Origin of the sequence: uncultured Veillonella sp. (assembly GCF_963534045.1) — a bacterium.
In the GTDB taxonomy this organism is placed as follows: Bacteria; Bacillota; Negativicutes; order Veillonellales; family Veillonellaceae; genus Veillonella.
On record NZ_CAUSQT010000001.1, the window covers coordinates 49,405 to 72,843 of the forward strand.

32 protein-coding genes and 1 tRNA gene are annotated in these 23,439 nt (G+C 41.4%); 3 read left to right on the forward strand and 30 right to left on the reverse strand.

What is annotated here, in order from left to right:
* Positions 1 to 13: 13 nt before the first annotated feature.
* The 24 genes from RYP29_RS00275 to RYP29_RS00390 all read right to left on the reverse strand — a co-directional run bounded on the left by RYP29_RS00275 (position 14) and on the right by RYP29_RS00390 (position 15,543).
* Complete coding sequence (locus RYP29_RS00275) at positions 14 to 1,426, reverse strand: hypothetical protein (RefSeq protein WP_311531437.1); 1,413 nt, start codon at positions 1,424 to 1,426, stop codon at positions 14 to 16.
* A 12-nt stretch (positions 1,427 to 1,438) separates the two neighbouring features.
* On the reverse strand, positions 1,439 to 2,599 hold the full coding sequence (gene terL / locus RYP29_RS00280) for a phage terminase large subunit (RefSeq protein ID WP_314985468.1): 1,161 nt from the start codon (positions 2,597 to 2,599) through the stop codon (positions 1,439 to 1,441).
* 75 nt (positions 2,600 to 2,674) lie between these two features.
* A complete protein-coding gene (locus RYP29_RS00285) occupies positions 2,675 to 2,878 on the reverse strand; it encodes a hypothetical protein (protein WP_311531441.1) in 204 nt (67 codons plus the stop codon).
* Between the two features lie 33 nt (positions 2,879 to 2,911).
* The gene (locus RYP29_RS00290) at positions 2,912 to 3,436 is read right to left on the reverse strand and encodes a helix-turn-helix domain-containing protein (protein ID WP_311531443.1); all 525 of its coding nucleotides are present in this window, start codon (positions 3,434 to 3,436) and stop codon (positions 2,912 to 2,914) included.
* A gap of 198 nt (positions 3,437 to 3,634) precedes the next feature.
* Positions 3,635 to 4,177: a helix-turn-helix domain-containing protein gene (locus tag RYP29_RS00295; RefSeq protein ID WP_311531445.1), complete on the reverse strand. Its 543-nt coding sequence runs from the start codon at positions 4,175 to 4,177 to the stop codon at positions 3,635 to 3,637.
* Between the two features lie 136 nt (positions 4,178 to 4,313).
* Positions 4,314 to 4,712 (reverse strand): hypothetical protein, encoded by a 399-nt coding sequence (locus RYP29_RS00300; RefSeq protein WP_311531446.1) that lies wholly within the window; start codon positions 4,710 to 4,712, stop codon positions 4,314 to 4,316.
* Positions 4,709 to 5,107: a hypothetical protein gene (locus tag RYP29_RS00305; protein ID WP_311531447.1), complete on the reverse strand. Its 399-nt coding sequence runs from the start codon at positions 5,105 to 5,107 to the stop codon at positions 4,709 to 4,711. The genes RYP29_RS00300 and RYP29_RS00305 overlap by 4 nt, the downstream gene beginning before the upstream one ends.
* A gap of 432 nt (positions 5,108 to 5,539) precedes the next feature.
* On the reverse strand, positions 5,540 to 5,746 hold the full coding sequence (locus RYP29_RS00310) for a hypothetical protein (protein ID WP_311531449.1): 207 nt from the start codon (positions 5,744 to 5,746) through the stop codon (positions 5,540 to 5,542).
* Positions 5,746 to 7,167: a YadA-like family protein gene (locus RYP29_RS00315; RefSeq protein WP_311531451.1), complete on the reverse strand. Its 1,422-nt coding sequence runs from the start codon at positions 7,165 to 7,167 to the stop codon at positions 5,746 to 5,748. Before RYP29_RS00315 ends, RYP29_RS00310 begins: the two co-directional genes overlap by 1 nt.
* A gap of 20 nt (positions 7,168 to 7,187) precedes the next feature.
* Positions 7,188 to 8,318 carry a DNA cytosine methyltransferase gene (locus tag RYP29_RS00320; RefSeq protein ID WP_311531453.1) on the reverse strand — a complete coding sequence of 377 codons (1,131 nt, stop codon included), beginning with the start codon at positions 8,316 to 8,318 and terminating at the stop codon, positions 7,188 to 7,190.
* Between the two features lie 6 nt (positions 8,319 to 8,324).
* The gene (locus RYP29_RS00325; RefSeq protein ID WP_311531455.1) at positions 8,325 to 8,741 is read right to left on the reverse strand and encodes a hypothetical protein; all 417 of its coding nucleotides are present in this window, start codon (positions 8,739 to 8,741) and stop codon (positions 8,325 to 8,327) included.
* 2 nt (positions 8,742 to 8,743) lie between these two features.
* Positions 8,744 to 9,040 carry a hypothetical protein gene (locus tag RYP29_RS00330; protein WP_311531456.1) on the reverse strand — a complete coding sequence of 99 codons (297 nt, stop codon included), beginning with the start codon at positions 9,038 to 9,040 and terminating at the stop codon, positions 8,744 to 8,746.
* Positions 9,018 to 9,242: a hypothetical protein gene (locus RYP29_RS00335; protein ID WP_311531457.1), complete on the reverse strand. Its 225-nt coding sequence runs from the start codon at positions 9,240 to 9,242 to the stop codon at positions 9,018 to 9,020. The genes RYP29_RS00330 and RYP29_RS00335 overlap by 23 nt, the downstream gene beginning before the upstream one ends.
* 10 nt (positions 9,243 to 9,252) lie before the next feature.
* Positions 9,253 to 9,471, reverse strand: a complete 219-nt coding sequence (locus RYP29_RS00340) for a hypothetical protein (protein WP_311531459.1) — start codon at positions 9,469 to 9,471, stop codon at positions 9,253 to 9,255.
* Positions 9,428 to 10,006 (reverse strand): hypothetical protein, encoded by a 579-nt coding sequence (locus RYP29_RS00345; RefSeq protein WP_311531461.1) that lies wholly within the window; start codon positions 10,004 to 10,006, stop codon positions 9,428 to 9,430. The genes RYP29_RS00340 and RYP29_RS00345 overlap by 44 nt, the downstream gene beginning before the upstream one ends.
* A 130-nt stretch (positions 10,007 to 10,136) precedes the next feature.
* Positions 10,137 to 10,820, reverse strand: a complete 684-nt coding sequence (locus RYP29_RS00350; protein ID WP_311531462.1) for an ATP-binding protein — start codon at positions 10,818 to 10,820, stop codon at positions 10,137 to 10,139.
* Positions 10,768 to 11,601: a phage replisome organizer N-terminal domain-containing protein gene (locus RYP29_RS00355; RefSeq protein ID WP_311531465.1), complete on the reverse strand. Its 834-nt coding sequence runs from the start codon at positions 11,599 to 11,601 to the stop codon at positions 10,768 to 10,770. The genes RYP29_RS00350 and RYP29_RS00355 overlap by 53 nt, the downstream gene beginning before the upstream one ends.
* Before the next feature lie 11 nt (positions 11,602 to 11,612).
* A complete protein-coding gene (locus RYP29_RS00360; protein WP_311531466.1) occupies positions 11,613 to 11,855 on the reverse strand; it encodes a hypothetical protein in 243 nt (80 codons plus the stop codon).
* The gene (locus RYP29_RS00365) at positions 11,842 to 12,717 is read right to left on the reverse strand and encodes a recombinase RecT (RefSeq protein WP_311531468.1); all 876 of its coding nucleotides are present in this window, start codon (positions 12,715 to 12,717) and stop codon (positions 11,842 to 11,844) included. The genes RYP29_RS00360 and RYP29_RS00365 overlap by 14 nt, the downstream gene beginning before the upstream one ends.
* Positions 12,717 to 12,962, reverse strand: a complete 246-nt coding sequence (locus RYP29_RS00370) for a hypothetical protein (protein ID WP_311531470.1) — start codon at positions 12,960 to 12,962, stop codon at positions 12,717 to 12,719. The genes RYP29_RS00365 and RYP29_RS00370 overlap by 1 nt, the downstream gene beginning before the upstream one ends.
* Before the next feature lie 142 nt (positions 12,963 to 13,104).
* Positions 13,105 to 14,034, reverse strand: a complete 930-nt coding sequence (locus RYP29_RS00375; protein WP_311531472.1) for a lambda-exonuclease family protein — start codon at positions 14,032 to 14,034, stop codon at positions 13,105 to 13,107.
* Positions 14,035 to 14,417: 383 nt separating this feature from the next.
* Entirely contained in the window at positions 14,418 to 14,612 is a 195-nt protein-coding gene (locus RYP29_RS00380; protein ID WP_311531474.1) for a hypothetical protein, read from the reverse strand.
* Positions 14,594 to 15,343, reverse strand: a complete 750-nt coding sequence (locus RYP29_RS00385) for a phage antirepressor KilAC domain-containing protein (protein ID WP_311531476.1) — start codon at positions 15,341 to 15,343, stop codon at positions 14,594 to 14,596. The genes RYP29_RS00380 and RYP29_RS00385 overlap by 19 nt, the downstream gene beginning before the upstream one ends.
* A gap of 17 nt (positions 15,344 to 15,360) precedes the next feature.
* Entirely contained in the window at positions 15,361 to 15,543 is a 183-nt protein-coding gene (locus RYP29_RS00390) for a helix-turn-helix transcriptional regulator (protein ID WP_298608104.1), read from the reverse strand.
* Positions 15,544 to 15,726: 183 nt separating this feature from the next.
* Between RYP29_RS00390 and RYP29_RS00395 the strand changes: the two genes are divergently transcribed.
* The 3 genes from RYP29_RS00395 to RYP29_RS08905 are packed head-to-tail and all read left to right on the forward strand — an operon-like array spanning position 15,727 to position 18,331.
* Positions 15,727 to 16,254, forward strand: a complete 528-nt coding sequence (locus RYP29_RS00395) for a helix-turn-helix transcriptional regulator (protein ID WP_311531479.1) — start codon at positions 15,727 to 15,729, stop codon at positions 16,252 to 16,254.
* A 24-nt stretch (positions 16,255 to 16,278) separates the two neighbouring features.
* Positions 16,279 to 16,758 carry a hypothetical protein gene (locus RYP29_RS00400; RefSeq protein WP_311531480.1) on the forward strand — a complete coding sequence of 160 codons (480 nt, stop codon included), beginning with the start codon at positions 16,279 to 16,281 and terminating at the stop codon, positions 16,756 to 16,758.
* Between the two features lie 55 nt (positions 16,759 to 16,813).
* Positions 16,814 to 18,331, forward strand: coding sequence for a recombinase family protein (locus tag RYP29_RS08905; protein WP_399553307.1), 1,518 nt, complete (start codon positions 16,814 to 16,816; stop codon positions 18,329 to 18,331).
* On the opposite strand, the gene RYP29_RS00405 is transcribed toward RYP29_RS08905, so the two are convergent.
* From RYP29_RS00405 to dnaG, 6 genes are all read right to left on the reverse strand, one after another.
* A tRNA-Ile gene (locus RYP29_RS00405) sits at positions 18,288 to 18,362 on the reverse strand. The two genes, RYP29_RS08905 and RYP29_RS00405, sit on opposite strands and share 44 nt — an antisense overlap.
* A gap of 397 nt (positions 18,363 to 18,759) precedes the next feature.
* Positions 18,760 to 19,323, reverse strand: a complete 564-nt coding sequence (gene folE, locus RYP29_RS00410; protein WP_311531529.1) for a GTP cyclohydrolase I — start codon at positions 19,321 to 19,323, stop codon at positions 18,760 to 18,762.
* Between the two features lies 1 nt (position 19,324).
* Positions 19,325 to 19,987: a radical SAM protein gene (locus tag RYP29_RS00415; RefSeq protein ID WP_311531481.1), complete on the reverse strand. Its 663-nt coding sequence runs from the start codon at positions 19,985 to 19,987 to the stop codon at positions 19,325 to 19,327.
* Entirely contained in the window at positions 19,962 to 20,300 is a 339-nt protein-coding gene (gene queD / locus RYP29_RS00420; protein WP_270523569.1) for a 6-carboxytetrahydropterin synthase QueD, read from the reverse strand. Before queD ends, RYP29_RS00415 begins: the two co-directional genes overlap by 26 nt.
* A gap of 108 nt (positions 20,301 to 20,408) precedes the next feature.
* Entirely contained in the window at positions 20,409 to 21,575 is a 1,167-nt protein-coding gene (gene rpoD, locus RYP29_RS00425; protein WP_311531485.1) for an RNA polymerase sigma factor RpoD, read from the reverse strand.
* A 21-nt stretch (positions 21,576 to 21,596) separates the two neighbouring features.
* A complete protein-coding gene (gene dnaG / locus RYP29_RS00430; protein ID WP_311531487.1) occupies positions 21,597 to 23,354 on the reverse strand; it encodes a DNA primase in 1,758 nt (585 codons plus the stop codon).
* Between the last annotated feature and the right edge of the window lie 85 nt (positions 23,355 to 23,439).

Genomic DNA, 23,439 nt, shown 5'->3' on the forward strand with positions numbered 1-23,439 from the left:
TTCGAGTGCCTCGTCAATCGTTTTCGCCGTCTCTGTTTTCTTCATCGTCTACGCCCTCATCATTGTCATGCGGTGCGCCGCTGTCTAAATCATCAAACGCTTTATTTTGACGTGCCTCATCGGCTGCTTGTTGTGCCTCTTTGATGATTTTGTCTTTAACTTCCTTATCAAGGTTAGGCATATAAGCGTCAAGCACTTTTTTCAAGATTTCACTGTCGAATGTATCAGAATTAAATTCAAGGTCTTTCGCTTGTTGCGCCTGTGTTAGGCTTTCCGTTACATCATTTACTTTGAAATCTCTAGGGTACTCGCAAGAATACTCAATATTATCACCGCTCCATAGTTTATATAACGCGATAATGTCATATTCTGCGTTTTCGCATTGTACCGCAAAATCAGAAAGTCGCTGATTAGTACGCTCAAAGTCCCATTGTTTAGCCACGCCGCTTTTAGCTTGCTGCACTCCAATTACCGAATCAATGCCACTCATGCGATACATTTCATTGATTAGCTTATCGATTTGAGCCATAAGCACCTCAGCGGGTCCCTTATCTGGTGCGATAAAGTCGGGAGCCCTCGCTGAATCATGAGGATATGCGAGCAGGTTATCCGTGCCAATTGTTACATCTGAAAGGCCGTTGCTATCTACAGGCATAGTTAAGATTGAGAATGTTTGATTGTAAAGGATTTGAGACAATAATGAGCATAGGTTATAAACATGTGCATTCGTTTTGGCGATACTCAAATACTCGGGCGGTGGTAATATATCCCGCTTACGAGCAGCACGGCCAAACCACTGCACAATAGGAATGCGCCCGATGTTATGCTCACCCTCGCCAATCGTCTTGCCGTTGCCGTCTTTGATGTTCCATGATGTAGGCGTCCAAGTATGGTAATGCGTTTTGACTGTGCCGTCCGCATTTGCCAAGTATGTCGCATAGGTGAATACAGATAATCGGCCATTATCATCGAATGTGAAATTCATTACATTCTTAGGCTCTACCGCTGTTAGGTATGGCATAGAACGATTTGCCAACGTATCAGCCAACGAATTGCCGAATTCCGTTACATTGTCAACAACGATGTACATAACGCCGTAGAGTTTCGCAAGCGTTGCGTTTTGACGTGTGAATTCCTGTAATGTGGTACCCTCTCGGTCTACATCGTTAATGAATTCATCAAATAGTACAGATTTGCTATACTCCCGTTTGATTTCATCTTTAAAAATAGGGTCTACGCTCGCGTTGAGGATAGGCCCTGTATAGTTTAGATAATATGCAATTTGACGCCTGAAATTAATCGATTCAGTTCCCTCTCGCCTGTGTGGCGTAATTGCTGCGCCGCTGGCGAACATACCGCTACCATAATAGGCGTCATGCAGTATTTCATACTCGTCTGTTCGAGGATTAGAATAAATAGTTGCCATGTATTCCCCTTTCTAATATATGTTAATGCGGCCACTTCTAACCTGTGGCGCGTTTATCTTCTCCGCTATCCCTGTTAATGCGTCGGGTGCGTCATCATGTGCATTCTTGCCCTCTCTTTGGTATCTCGTAATGTCAGCAGCCAACTGAGGCCACCTATCACGCCAATTTTTAGGCATATACACATGATTCATAACCCATGTAGCATTTGACTGAATGCGGGCTATTTTGTTGCCGCTTTGATGAAACATATTAATCACGCACTTATTAGAATTGTATTTCTGTTTGAGTATACTTTGAACGTTACGGCCAAACCCTCGGCCGCCGTTATTGCTTTCAATGTCCGCCACATTCACGCCGTTTCTATGTAGCATATCCGCTACCTCTGGCTCTGTGGTTTCCATAGCGTCCTTTGTATAGACTACATCAAGGATATAAGCCTCGCTCTCATATACGCCGTATGTAAAGCTAGCTAGGTAATCGCTGCCAGTATCGGCTGTATCTGTATAGTTCTTGATACAAGAAAATAACACATTGCCTTTGGAATCTCTTGGCAATGCGTCATATGTAAGTATTTGCGTATACAAGCACCCTTTGAGGTCAATCGGTACTTGCTGATAGTTAGCGCTGGCTATATCTTCGCCCATAGCCCTAACCTTTGACATATACGAGGCCTTGGATAGCACCTCTTCGCATAGCATTGAGCCGTCATCTTGCAGGGCTTTCATGGTAATGACTTTCGCCTTGAATAGAGGGTCATCTTTAAAGTGTTCAATGGCTCGGCCTGCTAGGTCATCGCTAGCCCAGCGCGTCATGATGATGATAATCTTGCCGCCCTCTTCGAGCCGTGAAAGCATGGTATTGGTAAACCATTCCCAGTGCTTTTCTTTCACGCTGGCATTATAGGCCTCTTCGCTGTTCTTAATAATATCGTCAATAATCATCAAGGAACAGCCGAACCCTGTCGCCGTACCTGTTGGCGATGTAGCTAGATATGAATTCGTATATCCCTCTAGGCTCCATAGATGAGCCTGTGCGTCGCCTACTGCTACATGAACACTAGGGAATACATCGCTAAACACGATAATATCATCGTCGGCCTTATTCTCTTGAATCGCATTTCTTACCGATTTGCTGAACATTTTAGATAATGTCTCGTTATATGAACCAGTCATTATCTTGGCGGCTGGATTATTCCCAAGCCACCACTGCGTAAGGTGCTGCGCTGTTAAACTCTTACCATGTCGAGGCTACGGAGGCAAATTCATGATAAGAACGTTATATTCATCATTTTTGATAAAGTTCTCTAGCTCATCGCATAGCTTAACTAGGTATTTTCTGCTCTTTTTATAAAAGCTGCCCGTTTTTAGTTGGCAATAATAAAAAAACTCGCGCCGTGCGAGTTCCCTTTTAGCTAGCTCTATAATTGTTTCTTTCTTATCTCGAATTTGCATATCCTCACCACCTTTCATGCGTGTATATCGAGTTTAGTCATCGCCTACGAGTTTTTTAATATCAGCCGTATCAATGCCGTCAAATGGGTTTTTAACCTCAACGGCTGCGTCTATGTTCTTAGTGTCTCGCCAATCTGCTGGGCGTCGATTCTTAAGCCAGAATATTAATGAGGTCGAATTCGGCGCCACTTCCTTAGTAGTTCGCTTTACCTCTACAATTTCGCTCTCGCCTGTATCTGGGTTGTATATACGCTCTTTTACCACTTCGTCATACTTATAGCCCATAGCACTTTTAAGCAAGGCATTTTCAACCATAATGTCGATAACTTCCTTACCTCTTTTTAATGCGTTTGAAAAGTCGGTATATTTTGCTTTCCATGCGTACAAAGTAGTTCGATTAATACCGATATTGTTGGCTATTTGTTCATCGGTGAGGCCATTACGCGCCCAACCCTCTAGCTTAATCAAATTATCTGGCTCAAGCCATTGCTCATATTTAGGCGTACGCCCTACTCTACGTTTTTTCTTTGGTTCTGCTTTCTTCGTCTCAGTCGCCATAGTCTCACCTCGTTTCTATGAATAGCAAAAGCACCCCGCCGAGTTCCCTGTTACTCGTGCGAGGTGCTTTCTGCCGTTATGCATTATAAGTACTATGAAAGGAGGATAAACGAATCGTAAAATCTTTTACAACACCATTCACCACTAACATTATACCATTGCTATATTGCACTGAATATGACAACTTTTTGACAACTTTTACAACGCATAAGCTCCAAACAGATATATTGAAAGGTCATCTATCCCTTTTTCTAGCCACCTGTATATGTTCCGCTCTACTGTGTTATGTTTCTCGGCTATTTCGCCGATAGTCATATCGTTAATATAGCGGTCAATCACACATTCACAATAATGCTTGCCGCTATTTGTGCAATATTCGCTATAAGACACTAGCATTCTATCAATGTGTTCAATAATCAATTCGGTGCGCCGCTTGCTGGCAAGAATCGCCTCAATTTGCAGTAGTCCGCGGCGGTTGAATACTTCATACAATACTGTTTGTAAGTCGCTCGGCGTCAATGTATCCTCACTTTTAGCGATAGCGCTTTTACAATGCGCTTTCATGGCTGTGTATCCCTCGAGTAGCGTTGTAGTGTTCTTATAGGCTCGCTCGTTTTTCTTGGCAAGCATATCTTCATTGTGCCTGTTAAATTCAGAAATCGCCGTTTGTGCTGCTGTTTCTGCAGCTATTTTGACGATTTGCTCTACTTCCCCCTCTGTGAAAGTCCTTTGATGTTCCATATGCTACCCCTTTGCCCATTGCGAAAGTACTGCTACTACAAATATGCCAATCATGAGAAGAGTTGTGCAAAACGCCACCCCTATAATCAACATGGCAATATCGAATACTTTTTCCATTATCTCGTTAAGCGTCTCTTTATCCAATTCTTACCGCCTTTCCGTTGACTATCTTATAGGCTGTTTCATTTCCATAATATGCACCTTTGGGGATACGCTTGTTTCTTATTAGCCACTGCTTAACCAACTTTTCCACACCTTGACGCAATTCGTCAGTTTCAGCCTTTGATACATTACTCATCACGTCATCATCGTCTGCTAAAAGTTCGCATTCGTCTTTAAGAACATTGACAAGCTCATAAGCCCAACTATATGCACGAGGCCACCACTGCGTACATTCAACGAGATAAAATATATCTTTATTTTGCTCTTTTGCCTTTTGTGCGCCTATACACTTAGCGGCCGCCATGCCTTTGATTTCTTTTTCTTTGGTCCATTCATAATTGCCGCTCTCGAATGTAATCAAGTATTTATTCATTCCCTATCACCTGCCAATTTTGCATAACGCCAAGGCGCAACATCGCTTGCATTTCCTTTACTCCACGATGTAGACCCGTAACACCATGTATACACTCTTCCGCACGTATATCTTGCAAAATGGCGCTTATGCCAGTTTGTCCCGTCATCGCTCACTAACACCCGTGTGTCAATCTTTACTTTATCCCAGTCAACAACGCCGAGATACTCGCCAATATCAATACATTGCCATTTATCAGCGAAACATGTGCATTCTGTCGGCACTCTAGGCGTCCATACAGTCATGAGCGTGTCGCCCTTGTAAAAAAATACTCCGCCTTTTGCAACTTCGGCTTTTTTGTACCCTAATTCGTACATAATTTTAAATAAATAATCCGTGAATTCTTTCTTTGTCATACTGCCGCCTCATTTCCTATCAATTAATACATTGGCTCTTACATATATTTCGTTACAAGGCTCGCCTTTTGTAATTTCTCGAACGTACTGCAAGGCTTTTTGAAAATTATCGGGGCTTATCTTATCCATACATTTGAATTCAACTATTACGAACCCTCTATAATCCGTATAGCTTACAATTTCATCAATTCCGATTTTTATCAATTCATTGCGATTATACATGCTACACCTCTTTTACAATCCAATTCTCTCGCATTTGCAACCTTTTAAAACTACCCTGTCGATACATTTCATTAGCTTTCGATGTTCTAGCTTTGTGATTTCTCCATTATCGTAAAACGCTGTGCATTTATGGCTGGCGTTGATTAAACTGCTTAAATCATAGCTTTTTAAAATGTAGTCTTTAAGCTTTTTGTATAACAATGTCATATGCTAGTCCTCTTTTGATTCGGCGATTACAAACAACATTATCGACGCTGTGTAAAGTCCAATTACTGTAAATAGTACTCTTAACACATCTGCGCCAGTAATTCCGAATAACCCAATTAGCCAAAGTATGAGGGCGATTGCGAGCGCAACGCTCGCAACCTTTCCCATTAATCCCAATACAACCACAATTGTTAGTAATAACCCCTTCATTATTTCGCCTCTTTCAATTCTGCCACTTCATTAATCAACTCATTGACTAGCGCCTCGAGCTGTGCGATTTTGCCTTTATGGTTCAATTCGTACTCGCTGCCTTTACCCAATCGGAATGATATGCCAGCGTTTATCATTGCAGTGCCGCCAAGCGTTGCGCCGATGTTGAATAATACACGTTCATTCGGTGCGTAGAATGCCCCAATAGCGGCCGCATTAGCGTTTTTGTAATGTCCATAGCCAGCTGCAAAAGTTAGTTTATCATCGGCGTTATAACCTAGATAATGCAAGGCGGAAAGCGCTGCATTAGCTGCGCCAGTTTTTGCCACTTCGCTCAATACATGAGAAATCTGCCCCGCTGTGTTATGTTCCAGCGTTGTAATTCTAGCCTCATGATTTTGTAATTGGCTTTCATGTTGAAAAATCGCTGCCGTATTATCGCCTATGCGCGTATTTTGTGCGGTGATAGTATTATTTACCGCTGCGAATTGTTGGCTGGTAGTATTGGCTAAATTTTGAATTGCTACGCCGTTGCTGCTGATTTCGTCATAAGCAGCATACAGCTGACTGCCATTAATGGCGTCGGTACTGCTAGGGTCTACTTGCCCCGCTGCGACGTTGGTGATTTGTCGAGTGTAATATTGCACGCCGCCATAACCAGCGCGGCCCTTGCTGCCTACCGATACAACGGATTGAGGAGAATCACCAGCGAATACATGTGTTACGCCGTTTACAATTGCTTGACGAATGGCTACAGCCTCATCTGTAACGCTGTTAGTCCCCAATGCCACACTGTTCGACTTATCTGCGATTGTATTATTGCCAATCGCTAAAGCGTCAATTGCTGTTGCTTTAGAGTGCGTCCCGATAACTGTCGCGCCTTGTCCTGCTGTTTGGCTGTTAGCGCCTAGAATAGTCTGTTCTTGGGAATTATCAACGCGGTTATTGTATCCGAGTACAGTTGACTGCCCGCCGTCTACTTGCATATTATTAGCACCAATTACAACGCTATTCTTGCCGTTGACTGTGTTAGTTCTACCGATAACGATAGTACTCTCACCGCCTGCATAAGCGCCGTTTCCTACGGCGATTGTGTCATAAGCCGACGTTTTGGCCTGCGAGCCAATCGCGTAGGTATATTCGGTTAGTGCCTCGGCGTGGCTGCCGAATGCGAATGTATTCCGCCCATCGGCTTTGGAATTATTACCACCTGCGAACGCATTCGTTCCGTTTGTGATGTTATTCTCGCCGAATGTTAGCGTATTATTGGCGTTTGTTTGGTTTTGATAACCGAACACCGCCGCACTATTAGCCGTGGCGATGTTATCAGTGCCACCGATTGTATTGTTTGTACCAGTTGCATATGCTGGCGCTGTTAATGCTGTGATTGTCATAATTGCTGCTAAATATTTTGTGTTCATTGTGTTATCTCCTTGTATGATTAATTTCCGTTTTCTATGTTCATAATATGCTTGCCAATTTCCGTTACCACATTGACTGTTACGGCGTTGCCAGCTTGCTTATATAGTTGGCTATTGCTGTTTATTGCCGCTGCTTTATCAAATTGTTCATCTGTAAATCCTTGCAAACGCCAGCACTCTCTAGGTGTCAGCTTTCTTATTTTTATACACTGATTATCAATCAATACGCCTAAATTATCGCTACTTGTCAGTGTAAATGACGGCTCGCCCTCACTTTTTACTCTTCTGCCGTTTTGCCGTTTTTCTAATCTATCTGGTGTAAGAATTGGCATGACTTTAATATGATTATTATCAAGTGCTACTTTAGGCACATGCTTATAATCTGTTGCGGTTAATGTTCTACTAATGCCAGTGGCTAAAACAGTATTTTCATTTTTGTAAGCTGTGGTATTCCCTAGACTTTGAACGTCGCTTTTTATTTTATACAGCCCTGTTTTTGCACCCATACCACCGCCTTGAGATGATAAAGTGCAACTTATTGTATTAAGGTTATACACTCGCATTCCTTGTGAACCGCCTATAATTTGCTCAAGAGTTGCTGTGTTTTCTCTTTTGATAGGTAAAAGTCCGCTGGCACATCGTTCTCCATAATATCCAACAATGTACACGCGTTCTCTGTTTTGAGGGACTCCATAATTTTTGGAATTGTACACTTTCCATTCAACACTGTACCCTCTTTCGGCCATTTCACTAACAACATTGAGGAATCCGCCCCCCCCGTCGATTGATAGCAAATTCTTAACGTTTTCACACACAAGCCATTTGGGTTTATTTTCTTTCCGCTCATCTAATAACCTCATAATTTCATAAAACAATCCGCTACGAGTACCTTTTTTTAATCCTTTTTGTTTACCTGCAATGCTCACGTCTTGGCAAGGAAAGCCGAAAGTCCATAAGTCAGCACTTGACAATTCTGAACCTTTAACTTTTGTTACATCGTCGCCGAACCATAAATTCGTTGTATCGTATATTGCTCTATAAGAGGCTTGTGCAAATTTGTCGAATTCACACCAGCCGACGCACTCCATGCCAGCAAGTTCTAGACCGCTATGAAAGCCACCTATACCGCTGAAAAAATCTATAAATTTCATTTCGATTTATTTGATTCCCCTTTCATTGATATTTTTCGTCTCGCCTCGTTTAATATGATATAGCTCGCTATTCTCTACGAACATACCTCTATGGTGGTATCCGTGGCGGTTACACCACGCACGAAATACATTCGTTAGTTCTTTACTTAACTCGTCTACATGCTCACGTTCGACGTTATATAAATAATCCTCGTCCGTGTCATAGACTTCATCTGGTAATAAATCTATAACGCTTTCAATCACGCTGTCCCCGTCAATATCAGGAATGTAAAAACTAGGGTGTCCGATTCCGATAACAATATCATCGTTATCTGGTCTATGTAATTCTAGGTAGCTTTTGACTGCCTGCTCTACGCTATCCTCTGGGCCGCCGATTCCGTTGGGCTTAACCCAGCAATATTGTGTATTATCTTCTACAAACACAATTAGTCTCCTTTCATCGCTGCTTTCCGTTTTGCCATTGTCTCGCCTCGTCTAATACCGCCTAATCTATTACCGCACGCTCTACTGCAACATAATTGGCGTTTGTTGTAATTTGTACAAGTGAATGTTTTCCCGCAAATTACACACTTTTTAGTGTAATTCTGTTTGTGCATTTCGCGCTTATAATTGTGTGTTGTATATTTGCAATCATTCATAGGTGTGTCGTTCCATATATCGAGATGAGCCAAGAATGTCGGAATTTTGCGTTCAAAGCGTTCAGATATTGCTTTCATAGTCATTCATTTCCATTCTTTCAATTTCATCAATGAGCAACCCTTTATATCCCTCAAACGCTATGGCACTACCATGCGCTACATTGTTGAGAATTGTATCTGCCACGCCACTCACAAAAGCCAAACACTCAATTGCGTTAAGCCCTTTGATTTCGACTTCTAACTCGAATTTTCTATTCTTGCCGCATTCTGCCTTAATATATCCCATGTTATCCCCCTTAATCCGCAATTTCTGCGCATACGAATTTCAATGTAATTTCATTTGTGATAATTTCTTTCACGTTGGCGATATTACCGCAATCAATTGTGATTTGATTGTTGATTGCCTCTTGCACTGCGGCCGCTTTATCAATTGCATAGCTTTCCGATGAGGCCGCTATAACCGCCTCTATATCAATTTCGCCTTTTAGGCGTAGTCTGTACTCTGTTTCGTTCATGTGTGTGGTTTCCTTTCATCATTAACTTTCGATATTCGATATATGAGATTGAGGTAGGGGCTTTCGGTTTAGCCTTAGCCCCTCTCTTGGCAACTTGTCGGCGTTTTGGCTGTTGAGCGGTGTCGCACTCTCTAGCTTTTGCCTTGGCATATTCATCGCATAAGATACTTGATTCGGCAATTTGATGAATTGCAATCACTACTCTAGGATTATCCTTATCAAGCCCTACGATTTCCGAGCCGTCATAATTCACGATATATTTATCGTCCTCAATGATTCCAGCGTCTTGCAATATGTCGGAAGTTGCTTGTAATAGGCCAACCAAATCGGGCCAGCTCCGTCTGTCTTGTAAGTAATAACGGCAACATACTGAGATTGGTCCTTGAACAGCGCCAACATGTGCCAGCTGCAACAATGCCGCCTTTTCGTATCGAATAAATGCGTCCGAGGGTAGGAGTTTTGTGATATTGTCCCTCTTAACAATGCGGCTGCTGTTCTTTTTCGTCCTTGGTTGGCCGTGAATTACAATTTCCAAGATTTCACCTCTATATCTTTTACATTATTTTTTGATTTAACATTGATTTCCGCCACGTCTTGCCCTATGTAATATTTCTCACGAGTATTTTATCGTCGAAAAATTTAAATGAGCATACAGGGCGAATAAATCAATTTTGGGTTCTATGAGACTGCCCCATGAATACCGCGACTTTATACTCGCCGCGTAAGCGGTCATATATGCGGCCGCTGTAATTGTCCTTAGTCCATTGGTCGCTGTAGTTTGTGGTAAGGATAATCGGCCTCATGCTGTTGTATCGTTCAATGATGATACTTTCGACTTTAGCAGCCACCCAATCCGATTTAGAATATTCCGCCCCGAAATCATCAAGCAGCAACATTGGGATGTGTTTCAATTTTTGCTCATAGGCAAGGTACGCCACTCTATCGCCCTTTGATAAGGTGAGCATAGTATCAAGCAAGTTAGGCATTGAAATCATCATTGCCCCTGTGTTTAACTTCATCACCTCTTTTAAAATGCATACAGCGAGGGACGTCTTACCTGTGCCAGCTGGTCCCCTTAATATGAGGCCCTTTCCTGTATTCATGTACTCCGCCAGATTATCCCTGTAATCTTTAACAACGGCATACGCCTCTTTATCATCACTTTGAAATACGCCATTTTCTTTAAGCCAGTCAAAACTCATGCCGTAGTAACGTTTAGGAATGCCAGCAGCTGCATATGTTTCATTGATGTTCGAGCGGATTACAATCGGCTTGTCATAGATTGGCTTAAAAAACTCAATCTTGTCCGTAGGTCTTGGCCGCCTCTTGTTCCCAGTCGACTTGCTCATCTTGTCTCGTAGTCGCTCGAGCGCTGCCATTACGTCCATTTGCTCCATTTTCTAACCTCTGATTTTTCAAAATTCCCTCTACATATTGCACCCGTGATTTTCCTCGCTCTTTTGCTATGCGTAAGGCGTCCGCTACATTGACAAGGCCATATTCAGCGATAAGGTCATCAAGTGAGCCTTTCACAAAAGAGGAAATCACCCCGAATGAGTTCGTCCATAAATCATAAATATCAATATTTGAAACAGGGGAAAGAGATTGAGGATTTTCGATTTCTTTATCCTCTCTAGTTGTAGATATAGTTATATCTCTATCTCTGTGTTCTATCTCTATATCTTTCTCTTTATCTATCTCTATCTCTCCGTTACATAAATGTTTCATTTGCGTTACATCGGTGTTACATTGTAACGCTTTTTGTTTCTCTCTATGTCTGCGAACCCTTGCAGCTACTGCGGTCTCGCACCCTGTACTATTTTTTGTATCGGGAAGATAATATTCATCGTCGGAACGCATTTCTAACAAGCCACTATTTAGCAAATATGTGATAGTTATTTGTACGTTTTCCTCGCTTTCGTCTAGGTCAAGCGCCACCTCAGCGGCGAAATCTTCCTCTAATCCGTCAAAATATAGCTTGCCCTCGCTCATAATCGAGCGTAAAAGCATTTTTAAATAGATGATTGTATATGTATCGCCGCCAGCGATTTTTCTCAAGCGCTTGATTTCTTTACGTTGAAAAAAATCCTTGTGCAGTTTCAACCAAAAATATCGCTTAGGTTCTGCCATGTTGCTCCTTTCTATTTAACAGGTGCAAATGTGATTATGTCGCGGTCATTTGTGCGCCTAAATAATCCAATTTGTAAGCCGTAATCTAGCACGCTTTTTACAGTATTAGCCTTTACGCCTGTTCTTGTTTCTACATTCACCATGAATGACGGCGTATATGGTATATCGCAATTACCAAGGGCGAGCAATATATCTCTTACCTTTACCCAGTCAGCGCCGAATTGAGCGAGCATTTTATCATTATTTGTCATCATGCACTACCTCGCCAGTTTCTGCGTCGATAACCTCGCCACCTACGATATAGGTATCGTGATTTTCTGCAGGTTTGTCCGTCGATTCCTCTGTTTCGGTTTCTGCGTCGATAGTTTCACCGCTAAAATTGACATCAAAATCGCCGTCATTATTCATGCTAATCACGCCGCCGTCATTGGCTAAGGCTTGGTTCATTTGAATGCTTTCAATGCTCAACGGGCCATATTTTGAAAGCAGGCGTTTAAGTACTGTTTTCTCGGCCATTACATCAAAATCCGCAAGGCCCCATTTGCTCGTGCCGCCTTTGTAGTTCTTGCTGTATTTCTTGGCGTGTGCCTGTGCCTCATCAAGAGTCATATACAGCATTTTTTCAAACCCATTTGTTAGTCTGAAATAGGCTAGGTATCCGATGACTTTATCGCTTGTGCGTTCGCCAAATCTAAACTTATCAAGCAGTCTGTTTTCGTATTCAAGCTCGCCCTCGTATACTGTTTTGGCCCCAATATCTGCATATTGTCCGCTACGTTGAGCTAGTTGGATATACCCCTTATATCCGAGTTGGAATTGCGCCTCGCCTTTATAAGGAACGATATAGGCGAACCCAAGAGACTGATTAATCGGCAAGTCTAGCATGGCCGCTTGTGCAGCTGCGCCGATGACTGTCGCGGGGTTAGCTTGCATCAGATGATTGTTGCTGTTCGTAACGGCGATAATACTAGAAATAAACCCAGCCGCCTTTTTGCCGAGCATTTCTTCAAATTTCTTTTTGAATGCTGGTGTTTCAAGCATGCCTTTTACTGTTTTAGCCTCTTTTTGAGCTACGATGTTATTTTTCTTTAGTTCAATTCCTTTTGTTGTTGCCATTATTTATCCTCACTTTCTGGGAATGCATCGCCTTTAACACCAGCCACATAGGCACGCAATGCGGTGATTTCTGCTTTTAAATCTGCGATTTCATCTTTCTGATTTTCAATCTTGTAACCGTTATATCTGAGGTCATCTTCTAGCTTTTTGTTAAGCTCTTTTAATTGAGCTATTTCAGCAAGTAAATGTTTTCTTTTTGGCTTTGTTTCTACTGTTTCGATTGTTGTATTTTCTGTATTTTCCATTATTCCACCCCTATGGTTACTGTCTTTCTTTTATAATCAACTCGTACAATATACGCGGTATCAACTCCGCAATTGCCTATGATTTTTACATCAAAATCACAAGGAACAACATTAAGCAGCTGTGTCAATGAATATGCTTTCATTATTTAATGTCCATTCTGCGGCTAGGTTCGCCGACTTTAATATATTGCTTATGCAACTCTGGATAGTCATTCTTAAACGCTTTGGCGTCGAACGTTTCCCGCGCTTTTGTGGATTTCCATGAGACAAAATGCTCGCCGTATGTGGCTCTTTCATTGTCTTTCAAGAAATCTTTCATCACGTTTTCAATACCACGCTTTTTAGTTTCTAGCTCGGATAGTTGATTCTTGATTTCTAAATAGTCAATAATCATGTTCCCGTAGTTAGCAGGTAGTTCCACGCTTTGGCCATTGCTCTTTTGATAGAGTTTTTTGAGTGCATTTTCGCATTGTTTCGTATCGTCTGGCGCTGGCATGGTCTTATTTTTAACCAATTCCCAGAATTCCGCCCCAGTATCAATAATCGCTTGAATGACTTCATCATTGCGCTTGATTTCTTTATAAACAAACGTATTGCCACCAATAAGAGCCGCTATCCACCAGCTAGATTTGCCAGTTACCGCCATATAATGCTGACATTGGATATAATAGGCATCTGGCACATTGTCGCCGTCCCATTCATTAGCTTTGAATGCGTTCGCTGTCTTACATTCGAGGCCAGCGTCTAGGCCGAGGATTTCGCGGTCAATGTTAGCCAATAAATAGGGATATTCCTCACTTTGTAGAGTAAAGTTGTTATTGCGTACCTTATACCCGCTGCGTTTGGCGAATTCTTGCGCTACTACTTCCTCAAGTACGTTACCCCAATACATCGGCTCGCTTTCTTTTTCCTCAACGGCGTCGCTCGTTTTATCGAGCCATACGTCAATAGGACTGCGCCAAGGGCTTAGCCCTAATACTGCGGCCATATCTGAACCGCCGAGGCCTAACTTGCGAGCCTTTAACCACTCCTCACGAGTGGCGTTTTTACTGTCAAAAATTTTCTTGTACATGTTTGTGTGGTTTCCTTTCTTTTGACAATTAAGAATAGATACATTACAATGTTGTTGTGTGGTTTCCTTTCGTTATTAACGATTGGAATGTTGAACAGTCAGCTTTTTGTTGACTGTTCTTTTTTTATGCCAATAACACGGCGATAATAACGAGGCAATGTAAAACGAGTACCGCCGAGAGTGCCATACCTGCAATCATTAAACATTCAATAATAAAATTCATCGTTTCACCTCTAAACTACCCAAAGCACCAAGGCCGCATATATCAACGCTACCCAGCCAATAACGCCTATAATGTCAATGAGTTTCATTCTGTTTTTCTTCACACGTCTGCGTCTGCGCCGTGGTTTTTGTTGTGTCATCATTGTTGCTATTTCCTTTCTTTAAAGTGATATACTAGCTGGCTTAGAATGTCGCCGTACACCCAGCCCATTAATTTGTGAGCTTTCTTTAGTTGCTGCGTTCTTGTTTTCATGTTTTTTCTTTCTCCATTCTTCAAAAGCTTTCACGTTTTGAGGGTTACTATAAAATTTGTGAATTTCGTCAATGAACAACGTCATCACATCACGCCCTTGCATACCGCCTCAATACCTTTAGCGGTTAGGATTTCATGAATTCGTAAGCGCCCTTTTTGCGTCCATTTCGTTTGAATTTTAGAATCAAGTCGGCCGTCATTTCGTGTGAATGTAAACGTTTCTGATTTTGTATATCCTTTACCCATTTCGGATTTATACAATATCCATTGTCCGTTTACGTTCCGCTGGATTTTTGCCTCATGTAAAATCTGATTCAAGGCTCTAGCCGATAAATCATAATCAGCAGCGACTTGCGTAGTTGTTAGTGTGCTTGTGCTGCTTAGAATTTCGTCAACATAATCTCTTACTGGTTGAAATTCTGCGATTTGTTGCTCTTGCTGTGCTATAAGTGCCTTTTGCTCATTGATTACATTGTTGGCAATCTTTAAGGCTCGGCTCATGACTTTTTCTGGGCTGTTCCAGTCTCTTTCTACTGCGATAAAGTACTCTCTAGCCTCTCGGCCTTTGTCATTTCTTGCAAGCATACAAAGCTGTTTCGCCATTTCAATGGTTAATTCATGGTCTGTAACAGTACGTTTGACCTCACGATTACCCTCAATTTGAACTCGCTCTTTTTTGAGCGAGTTGAAATCTACGCCAGATTTAAAGCCGTATTCACACATTCGAGGGAACCAATCTTTATAACCTGTTTCAATTTCTAGGAACATATGTAAATCTCTACCGCTTACATATTGCTCATCGTTTTCGCTTACGTTGATTGGAATCAAATTCATATTGTGTGGTTTCCTTTCTATAAGAAATAATCAATAGTAGTCCCAAAGAAATCAGCAATCTTTTTCAAGTTGTCGACGCTCGGCTTATATTTACCCTGTTTCCATGCCGTCATAGATGATGTTTTAATGCCAAGCACCTTGCACATTCTATAAGGTGTAATGTTGTTGTCTTTTAATAACTTGTCGATTTTTTCATACATATTGTAAAATCACCTCTTTTCTGATATATTGGAATTAATTAATATTTGTTAGCTAATAAATACGAATTTATGTGTTTGTTAGTCTATCTCGTATTTGTTAGCTATCTTGTGATTACATAATATCTCACATTTACGAGTTAGTCCAATTAAGCGTTCATAAAAATTTTAAATAGGAAATTAACAATGAGTAAAAATATTATTTGGGAACGGATAGAAAGCCTCATAAAGAAAGAAAATATCAGCGCTTATAAGCTCGGAAAGGATACAGGTATATCCACCGCATCACTTACAGATTGGAAAAAAGGCCGCTCGTCGCCTAAACTTGATAAATTAAAAACGATAGCCGACTATTTCGGCGTATCCGTGTATTACTTAACTGGCGAGGTTGACGGTTTCGACGCCATGCGTCAACAAAAAATAGACTTCATTCATCAATGTGGTGCTGATATTGACTTATCCATGTACGATGACGAGGCTATTGATGATTTATATGTGGCGTGTGCTTTAAAAAAGGACGTTATCCAGCAACTTGAAATACCACAACTAAAAAAGGAACCCTCTACATTGCTAAATATAGAAAGTTCCGACGGGATTAATTTAAAGGTTATTCTTGAGCGTGATAATGTATTATCTTATGGCAAGCACATCATCACCGATGATGAGAGGGCTACCATTAAGGCACTTATAGAGGCGTTTTTAAAAGGGAAATAAATATATACTATTGGGGGTATTAGTATGAAAAAGTTAATTATTGCGGCTGTATTATGCTCATTTTTATCAATTCCAGTAATGGCACATAATCCAAACGCGCCATTTGTACCAGCTTACACTACGGCCAATGGCGTAAACGTTAGCGTGCGGGCTGATTTAGATGTAAAGAATTATGACGGCGGGAGCGTTGAAATACTCTTATATACCAGCCAAGATGACCCAAGCAAGCCATATATTACATGGAAGTTAAACCATTTTCATTATATTCTTGACCCGCACGGCTCGGGCAAGCCTTACGCCGTACTCTATCAAGTAGATAGAGAGACAAACTTCGCGCGCAACGCTGATTATGTGATAGGTGGCACAATCACGCCTACGCCTATAGTTCCAATCGTCGAGGGTTCCGACGAATACAAAACGGCAATATATGCTTTCAATTTCGCCGTTCAAAGTGGCAAAATGGCCGAGGCACAAGCAAAATATAATAGTAAGCATAAGAAATAAAAAAAGCCCCCTATCAAGGGGGCTATACTTATACAATTTGAAAGGAAATCACACAATGAACACTACCGATTTACAAACAGGCGTGATATATGCACGTTACTCGTCCGATAAGCAACGGGACGAATCCATAGAGGGCCAAATACGAGAATGCACCGAATACGCCCAGCGTGAGGGTATTCTTATTACTAAAATATATACAGATAGGGCTTTATCGGCGCGAACGGATAACCGCCCAGAATTCTTACAGATGATACGAGATAGCAACAATCAAACATTTAATTATGTGATAGTGTATCAGCTCGATAGGTTCAGCCGTAGCCGCGAGGATAGCGCTAAATACAAGGGTATACTCCGCCGTAATGGGGTTAGAGTGTTGAGCGCCAAGGAACACATCACCAATGAGCCTGCTGGCATTATTTTAGAAAGCATGCTTGAGGGTATGGCTGAATATTATTCCGTTGAATTATCGCAAAAGGTAAAGCGAGGCATGACCGAAAACGCACTCAAAGGCAAGATGAACGGCTCGGCCATTCCGCTCGGATATGACCTTACAGAAAGCCACCATTTAGCCGTGAATGTTCATGAGGCCAAGGCGGTAAGGTTAATATATGACTTGTATCTCAAACAGTACTCGCTGACTAAAATAGCGAATATTCTACATAGTAAAGGATATACAACCAAACGAGGCGGCAAGATTTCGTATAGCGTTGTCCGTAGCATATTGAGTAATGAGAAATATATCGGCGTGTATCAATGGGGCGATATTAGAATCGAGAATTCTATCCCGCCTATTATATCAAGAGAAATATTTGACGAGGTGCAACGAGTGCTACCGACTAGAATTAAGAACAAAGGACGTAGAAGTGAAATGTATAATTTATGTGGCCGTTTGATATGCGGTCAGTGCGGCGGGCATTATATGGGTTCCACCGCTACATCACGCAACGGCGAGAAACATCATTATTATGTATGCACAAATCGCCGTAAACATCACACATGCAGCGCGCCAAACATACGCCGTGATGAATTAGAAGATTTAGTAATCAATCGTACTCTTGAAATCTTAAAGCAACCACAAATTATCGCCCGTATAGTCGATTTGGTTATGTCTGGGTATAATAACACTACCCAAGAGGCTAAAACAGCCATACAGGGCATACAGAGCAAAATAAAGGCCATTGATATAGAATTGAATAATTGCATGACGGCCATTAAACAGGGTTTTATTAACGAACGTTTAAAAGCTGAAATTGAAAGCCTAGAAAAAGAACGTCAAGACCTACTCGAGCAAAAAGCGAACCACGAAAGCGTAATCTCGCCTATCAAATTTACAGCCGAACATATCGAGTATTTCCTCGAAAGAATGGCAAACGAAAACCCTACCACAAAAGCAGGCCGTTCGCGTATTCTTGATACTTTCATCAAGAACGTAACCATACATAGTGATAGGGTTGAAATCGTATTTAATTATAAGAATGAAATGCCAGAATTTAGCGTTCAATCTGCAAGCGGTTCGCATTTTAGCGTTTTGGTGGGCCCACCTGGGATCGAACCAGGGACCGACCGGTTATGAGCCGGTTGCTCTACCCCTGAGCTATAGGCCCAAGCTTGCGTATAAAATTATACTGAAAATTCTTGCTCACGTCAAGATACGTATTGCCACGAAAAGGTACCGCTCCCAAGCCTCCACCGGCCGGGTCTGTCCCTTCGGGACAGGGCCAAAGTCGTTTGTGAGCGGTACCTTTCCGTTACACTTCGACATCTATGCGAGCAAGAAATTTTCAGCATCTACGGGGCTCCGGGCACAGACAGGCAAAGTCGCACCCCATCTTTTTGTTACTATACGACAACTGAGTCCCTAAGAATTCTCAGCATTTACGGGAATCCCGGATTAAACAGACAAAATCGTTTGAGAGGGACCGCATGTTCTACATTTTCCTAATTCCGTAAACAAAGAATTTTCAGCATCTACGGGGCCGAGATTAGACAGGATAATTTGTCTTAGGCGTTTTTTAGTGTTAGGAATCGGTTGATCATGTCTTCTTGTTGGAAGGCGCCTTTGGTGGCGAGGGTTGTGGTTTTGCTGTTGGCGGATTTTACGCCGCGGGCGCTGACGCAGCTATGGGAGCTTGTGATGTGGACGATGACGTCGTCGGTGCCGGTGGCAATGGAGATGACTTCGGCAATGTCTTCGCCAATTTTTTCTTGTAGTTGTAATCGTTTGCAGCACATTTCTGCAATGCGCGGCATCTTGGACAAACCGATAACACGACCGCAAGGAATATAGCCGATGCTGATGTTCATGTCGTACATCAAGGCCATGTGATGTTCACAGTGAGAAAAGCAGGTAATATCCTTTACGATTACCATTTGGTTTGTATCGACGTCAAAGGTTTTACCAAACATCTCTGCAATGTCTGCATTCGTATATTGGATACCTTCAAACATTTCTTCCATCATTTGAGCCACCCGTTTTGGTGTTTCTACAAGGCCTTCGCGATCTGGATTTTCGCCCAATGCTTCCAGTAATTGATACACTAGAGATTCGATTCGTTTTGTGTCCATGTTATACTCCTTTCGCATCAGGGTCCCAAATGAATTTATGAATTTGTAGCTGGAATCTTACGTTCTGCCAGTCGTGAACTTTCATATAATCAACAATCGTAGCCCCTTCAATTTGGCCCCATATAGGAGACACGAAAATCTGCGCTTCTGTAGGATATGTTTTTAGAATTTCATCCATACGATCTAAATCTTGCATAGAACCGACTACGAATTTAATGATATCCGCAGACGTAGCCACCTTGAATATATCTAAGTTCATAGCATCTTCTACTAAGGATGACGGCGTCTTATAGTCATAGGTAAACCATACATTGTCTCTGTGAAAGCTCGGTATGATGGTACCATTCGTTTCTATATTAAAATCATACTGGTCATTACGACTCGTCAATTCATTGATTAATTCGACAACGGCTGATTCCTGTAAGAGTGGCTCTCCACCGGTAATGGTGATGCGGTGATTCCCTAATTGTTCAATCGCATCAGCTACCGCCTGAACGCTCATGCTTTCAAAGGTGCTTTCAGGGCCATAACTATACAAAGTATCGCAATAGGAGCAGCGAATATTACAGTCATGGAGGCGTAAAAAGGTGGTCAAAAAACCTTGTCGTTTCCCTTCGCCATCAATGGATGAAAATAGTTCAATCACGTTCATAGATAGCAACATTTCCTTCTGACTCTTGCACCTCTACCTTAAAACATTTTGGACCTAATTCATCGGCAATCCATTTCGCCATATTTTCGGCCGTAGGATTAATATCCCCTAGTACATCATTAATATGTTTATGATCAAGACGACCATGAATTTTCTCTTTAATGATTGTAAAGTCGATTACCATGCCATTGTGATCTAATTCTTCACTGCGTGCATGAACTGTAATAATCCAATTATGACCATGTAAATTCTGACATTTACTCGGATAATCTAATTTTAATTGATGAGATGCACTCACCTCTAAGCGTTTGCTAACGGTATACATATTATCCCCTATATATCTAAAAACTTAGTGTATTACATTACTTTTATTATAGCACAAAAGGGCTGCAATACATGTATGTGTACTGCAACCCTAATGGTTACTATGATCTTATAAGAAATCTTTAATTTTATCGCGTTTACCACGATTGCGTAATTTTGTTAACGCCTTACCTTCGATTTGACGAATACGTTCACGTGTTACATTAAAGTGTTGACCAACTTCTTCAAGTGTACGTGGTTTACCGTCTTTCAAACCAAAACGTAAAATCAATACTTGTTGTTCACGATCAGTTAAGCATGTGAAAACATCTTCGATTTGCTCTTGCAACAAGATGTAGCTAGCCGCATCATCTGGTGCCACCGCATCTTGGTCTTCAATGAAATCGCCCAAATGGGAATCTTCTTCTTCACCAATTGGTGTTTCCAAGGATACTGGCTCTTGTGCAATTTTTTGAATTTCACGAACACGTTCAGCTGTAATGCCCATGCCTTCTGCAATTTCTTCCGGCGTTGGTTCTCTACCTTTGTCTTGCAATAATTGTCGGGAAATACGGATTAATTTATTAATCGTTTCAACCATGTGAACTGGAATACGTATTGTTCTTGCTTGGTCTGCAATAGCCCGCGTAATCGCTTGACGAATCCACCATGTTGCATAGGTGGAGAATTTATAACCTTTTGTATAGTCGAATTTATCGACCGCTTTGATAAGCCCCAAGTTACCTTCTTGAATCAAATCCAAGAACAACATGCCTCTACCAACATATCGTTTAGCAATACTTACAACAAGGCGCAAGTTAGCATCTACCAATTTTTTCTTAGCCTTTTTGCTAAGTTGAATTTCTTTATATGTAGCATCTTCCTCTGCACCTGCTTCGATTTGTTTTGCTAACACGATTTCTTCATCGGCTGAAAGCAATGGAACACGTCCGATTTCTTTCAAATACATGCGAACTGGGTCATCGATATTAACGCTTGCATCTACGCTTAGGTCAATGGAGATATTTTTTTCAGACGAAGCATCATGTTCATCATCTACATCATCGTCTGGTTCGAGGGCATCATCTTTATCGTCGTCCTCAACATCTGGAACAACTTCGATATTTAGTTTATTAAAAGTAACATAAATATCATCTAATTGTTCTGCTGTTAAATCAGTTTGCTCATGAAGAGCATCTGAAATTTCTGATTGTGTCAACACACCGCTTTTACGGCCTTTTTCAAGAAGTTGTGCTACAATCTCCTCTATTTGACTTTTTTGTACTTTCTTAGCCACAGCGCTCTCCTTTATTACTTACTATTTAGACCATTCTCTAATTAGATTTTGTATTTCCTGACATTTATGTAATTCGCTAATAAATGTCGAATCTCCTGCACGTTTTAACTGATCGGCCAAAATTGAGTGCATTTTATATTGTTCCCGTAGGGAATGTAGCCGTATTTTACGGATAAGTACAGGTACAGCCTCATTTGCTTCAATCATCATAAGCCGTGAGAAAATTTCATATTCTTGAGGCGTCAATACGTCCTCCACAGATTCCGGCTGATATTGACCTGTTTGAGTAAATAAGGTGTATATCTTTTCTATTATACCCCGATATTGAATATTTTGAAAGTCCTCAAGCGGTAAATATTGTACAACCTCTTGTAAAGCCTTTGGATCTGTAATGACATGGGCCATCAATAACTCTTCATCACCACTAACAATCTTCTTAGGCTGTGTAGTCTTTTCATCAACTAATTCAATATTCCCCTTTTGGGTATAATTCCTAAAATAGCGGAATATAGTACTATTATCTAACCATAATGGCAATGCTAGTGCCTTTAACGCATCATCTCGTACCGTTTGACTATGAATATTCGCAATAAACGGGAATATATCTTGCATAACTGCTTGTTTGCCTTCTGCGTCATTCGTATCGTGCTTGATAAGAGACTCACTTAATAAATAATCGAGTGGCTTAACGGCCTTTTCTACTAATTCCTTAAACGCTTTTCCGCCGTGATTTCGCACATAGTCATCTGGATCCTTGCCGTCAGGCATGGCCAAGACGCGAACCTTGAAATCCGTATTCTGTAGTAATTCAATAGCACGCGCAGCAGCCTGACGACCGGCCCCATCCATATCGTAAGCCAGTATAATTTCATCTGCTTGGCGCATCAAGATATGACCATGATCCTTTGTATATGCCGTCCCAAGCGAAGCAACTACATTGGTTACCCCCTTATTATGGGCGGAAATAACATCCATATAGCCTTCTACTAAAATGGCTTGTTTTTCTTCGCGTATCGATTTATAAGCCTTATCAAAGGCAAATAAAATCTTACCCTTTTCAAAGATTTGGCATTCTGGAGAGTTCAAATACTTCGGCGTGCTATCATCCATAACACGGCCCCCAAAGCCGACTACACGACCTTTGCCATCCATAATAGGAAACATAACACGATTACGGAAGAAGTCATAGACCTGCCCTTTATCATTCTTACGAATTAAATTAAGCTCGAGCAAGATTGATTCTTCGATGCCTCGTTCTCTAAAGGCCTTATATAATCTATCCCAACCATCGGGAGCAAATCCAAGTTTAAACTTTTCTATGGTTTCATCTGTAAGGCCCCGTTTTTTTAGGTACTCTAATCCAACCTTACCAAGAGAGGTTTTTATCAAACAGTTGTGAAAGAAATTCGCCGCCAAATCACAGGCCTCATATAATTTCTTTCGTCGTTCCTCTCTTGCCCGCACCTGTGGTGAAAGTTTAGCCTCTGGCAATGGTATATTAGCTCGATTAGCAAGCCGTTCCAAGGCCTCAACAAAGGTAATACCCTCTAGTTCCATCAAAAACTTGATGGCATTTCCCGATGCATGGCAGCCAAAACAATAATAAAACCCCTTGTCAGGAGCCACACTAAAGGATGGCGTCTTTTCATTGTGAAATGGACAACAACCCCAATAATTCTTACCTTTTTTCTTTAAGGTAACGTGTTCTGATACAACGGATACGATATCATTGGCATCTTTAATTTGTTCAATTAATTCATTTTCAAAATATCGACTCACCAGAACACCTCCCTACATATTTTTATCGACTATACAATCATAGACGAAACATGTCTATAATTCTATATTCGATAAAACTTTCAAA

What these genes read in the sequence shown, in the direction of transcription:
- RYP29_RS00330 (WP_311531456.1), bottom strand. Translation starts at nt 9,040, where the DNA reads ATGACTATGAAAGCAATATCTGAACGCTTTGAACGCAAAATTCCGACA.
- folE (WP_311531529.1), bottom strand. Translation starts at nt 19,323, where the DNA reads ATGGACACAAAACGAATCGAATCTCTAGTGTATCAATTACTGGAAGCA.
- RYP29_RS00340 (WP_311531459.1), bottom strand. Translation starts at nt 9,471, where the DNA reads ATGAACGAAACAGAGTACAGACTACGCCTAAAAGGCGAAATTGATATA.
- RYP29_RS00275 (WP_311531437.1), bottom strand. Translation starts at nt 1,426, where the DNA reads ATGGCAACTATTTATTCTAATCCTCGAACAGACGAGTATGAAATACTG.
- RYP29_RS00300 (WP_311531446.1), bottom strand. Translation starts at nt 4,712, where the DNA reads ATGAATAAATACTTGATTACATTCGAGAGCGGCAATTATGAATGGACC.
- RYP29_RS00320 (WP_311531453.1), bottom strand. Translation starts at nt 8,318, where the DNA reads ATGAAATTTATAGATTTTTTCAGCGGTATAGGTGGCTTTCATAGCGGT.
- RYP29_RS00390 (WP_298608104.1), bottom strand. Translation starts at nt 15,543, where the DNA reads ATGTATGAAAAAATCGACAAGTTATTAAAAGACAACAACATTACACCT.
- RYP29_RS00415 (WP_311531481.1), bottom strand. Translation starts at nt 19,987, where the DNA reads ATGTTGCTATCTATGAACGTGATTGAACTATTTTCATCCATTGATGGC.
- RYP29_RS00315 (WP_311531451.1), bottom strand. Translation starts at nt 7,167, where the DNA reads ATGAACACAAAATATTTAGCAGCAATTATGACAATCACAGCATTAACA.
- RYP29_RS00375 (WP_311531472.1), bottom strand. Translation starts at nt 14,034, where the DNA reads ATGTACAAGAAAATTTTTGACAGTAAAAACGCCACTCGTGAGGAGTGG.
- RYP29_RS00355 (WP_311531465.1), bottom strand. Translation starts at nt 11,601, where the DNA reads ATGGCAGAACCTAAGCGATATTTTTGGTTGAAACTGCACAAGGATTTT.
- RYP29_RS00290 (WP_311531443.1), bottom strand. Translation starts at nt 3,436, where the DNA reads ATGGCGACTGAGACGAAGAAAGCAGAACCAAAGAAAAAACGTAGAGTA.
- RYP29_RS00285 (WP_311531441.1), bottom strand. Translation starts at nt 2,878, where the DNA reads ATGCAAATTCGAGATAAGAAAGAAACAATTATAGAGCTAGCTAAAAGG.
- RYP29_RS00400 (WP_311531480.1), top strand. Translation starts at nt 16,279, where the DNA reads ATGAAAAAGTTAATTATTGCGGCTGTATTATGCTCATTTTTATCAATT.
- RYP29_RS00365 (WP_311531468.1), bottom strand. Translation starts at nt 12,717, where the DNA reads ATGGCAACAACAAAAGGAATTGAACTAAAGAAAAATAACATCGTAGCT.
- RYP29_RS00350 (WP_311531462.1), bottom strand. Translation starts at nt 10,820, where the DNA reads ATGAGCAAGTCGACTGGGAACAAGAGGCGGCCAAGACCTACGGACAAG.
- RYP29_RS00370 (WP_311531470.1), bottom strand. Translation starts at nt 12,962, where the DNA reads ATGGAAAATACAGAAAATACAACAATCGAAACAGTAGAAACAAAGCCA.
- terL (WP_314985468.1), bottom strand. Translation starts at nt 2,599, where the DNA reads ATGACTGGTTCATATAACGAGACATTATCTAAAATGTTCAGCAAATCG.
- RYP29_RS00310 (WP_311531449.1), bottom strand. Translation starts at nt 5,746, where the DNA reads ATGAAGGGGTTATTACTAACAATTGTGGTTGTATTGGGATTAATGGGA.
- RYP29_RS00395 (WP_311531479.1), top strand. Translation starts at nt 15,727, where the DNA reads ATGAGTAAAAATATTATTTGGGAACGGATAGAAAGCCTCATAAAGAAA.
- RYP29_RS00295 (WP_311531445.1), bottom strand. Translation starts at nt 4,177, where the DNA reads ATGGAACATCAAAGGACTTTCACAGAGGGGGAAGTAGAGCAAATCGTC.
- RYP29_RS00380 (WP_311531474.1), bottom strand. Translation starts at nt 14,612, where the DNA reads ATGCAAGGGCGTGATGTGATGACGTTGTTCATTGACGAAATTCACAAA.
- RYP29_RS00385 (WP_311531476.1), bottom strand. Translation starts at nt 15,343, where the DNA reads ATGAATTTGATTCCAATCAACGTAAGCGAAAACGATGAGCAATATGTA.
- queD (WP_270523569.1), bottom strand. Translation starts at nt 20,300, where the DNA reads ATGTATACCGTTAGCAAACGCTTAGAGGTGAGTGCATCTCATCAATTA.
- RYP29_RS00360 (WP_311531466.1), bottom strand. Translation starts at nt 11,855, where the DNA reads ATGATGACAAATAATGATAAAATGCTCGCTCAATTCGGCGCTGACTGG.
- RYP29_RS00335 (WP_311531457.1), bottom strand. Translation starts at nt 9,242, where the DNA reads ATGGGATATATTAAGGCAGAATGCGGCAAGAATAGAAAATTCGAGTTA.
- RYP29_RS08905 (WP_399553307.1), top strand. Translation starts at nt 16,814, where the DNA reads ATGAACACTACCGATTTACAAACAGGCGTGATATATGCACGTTACTCG.
- RYP29_RS00305 (WP_311531447.1), bottom strand. Translation starts at nt 5,107, where the DNA reads ATGACAAAGAAAGAATTCACGGATTATTTATTTAAAATTATGTACGAA.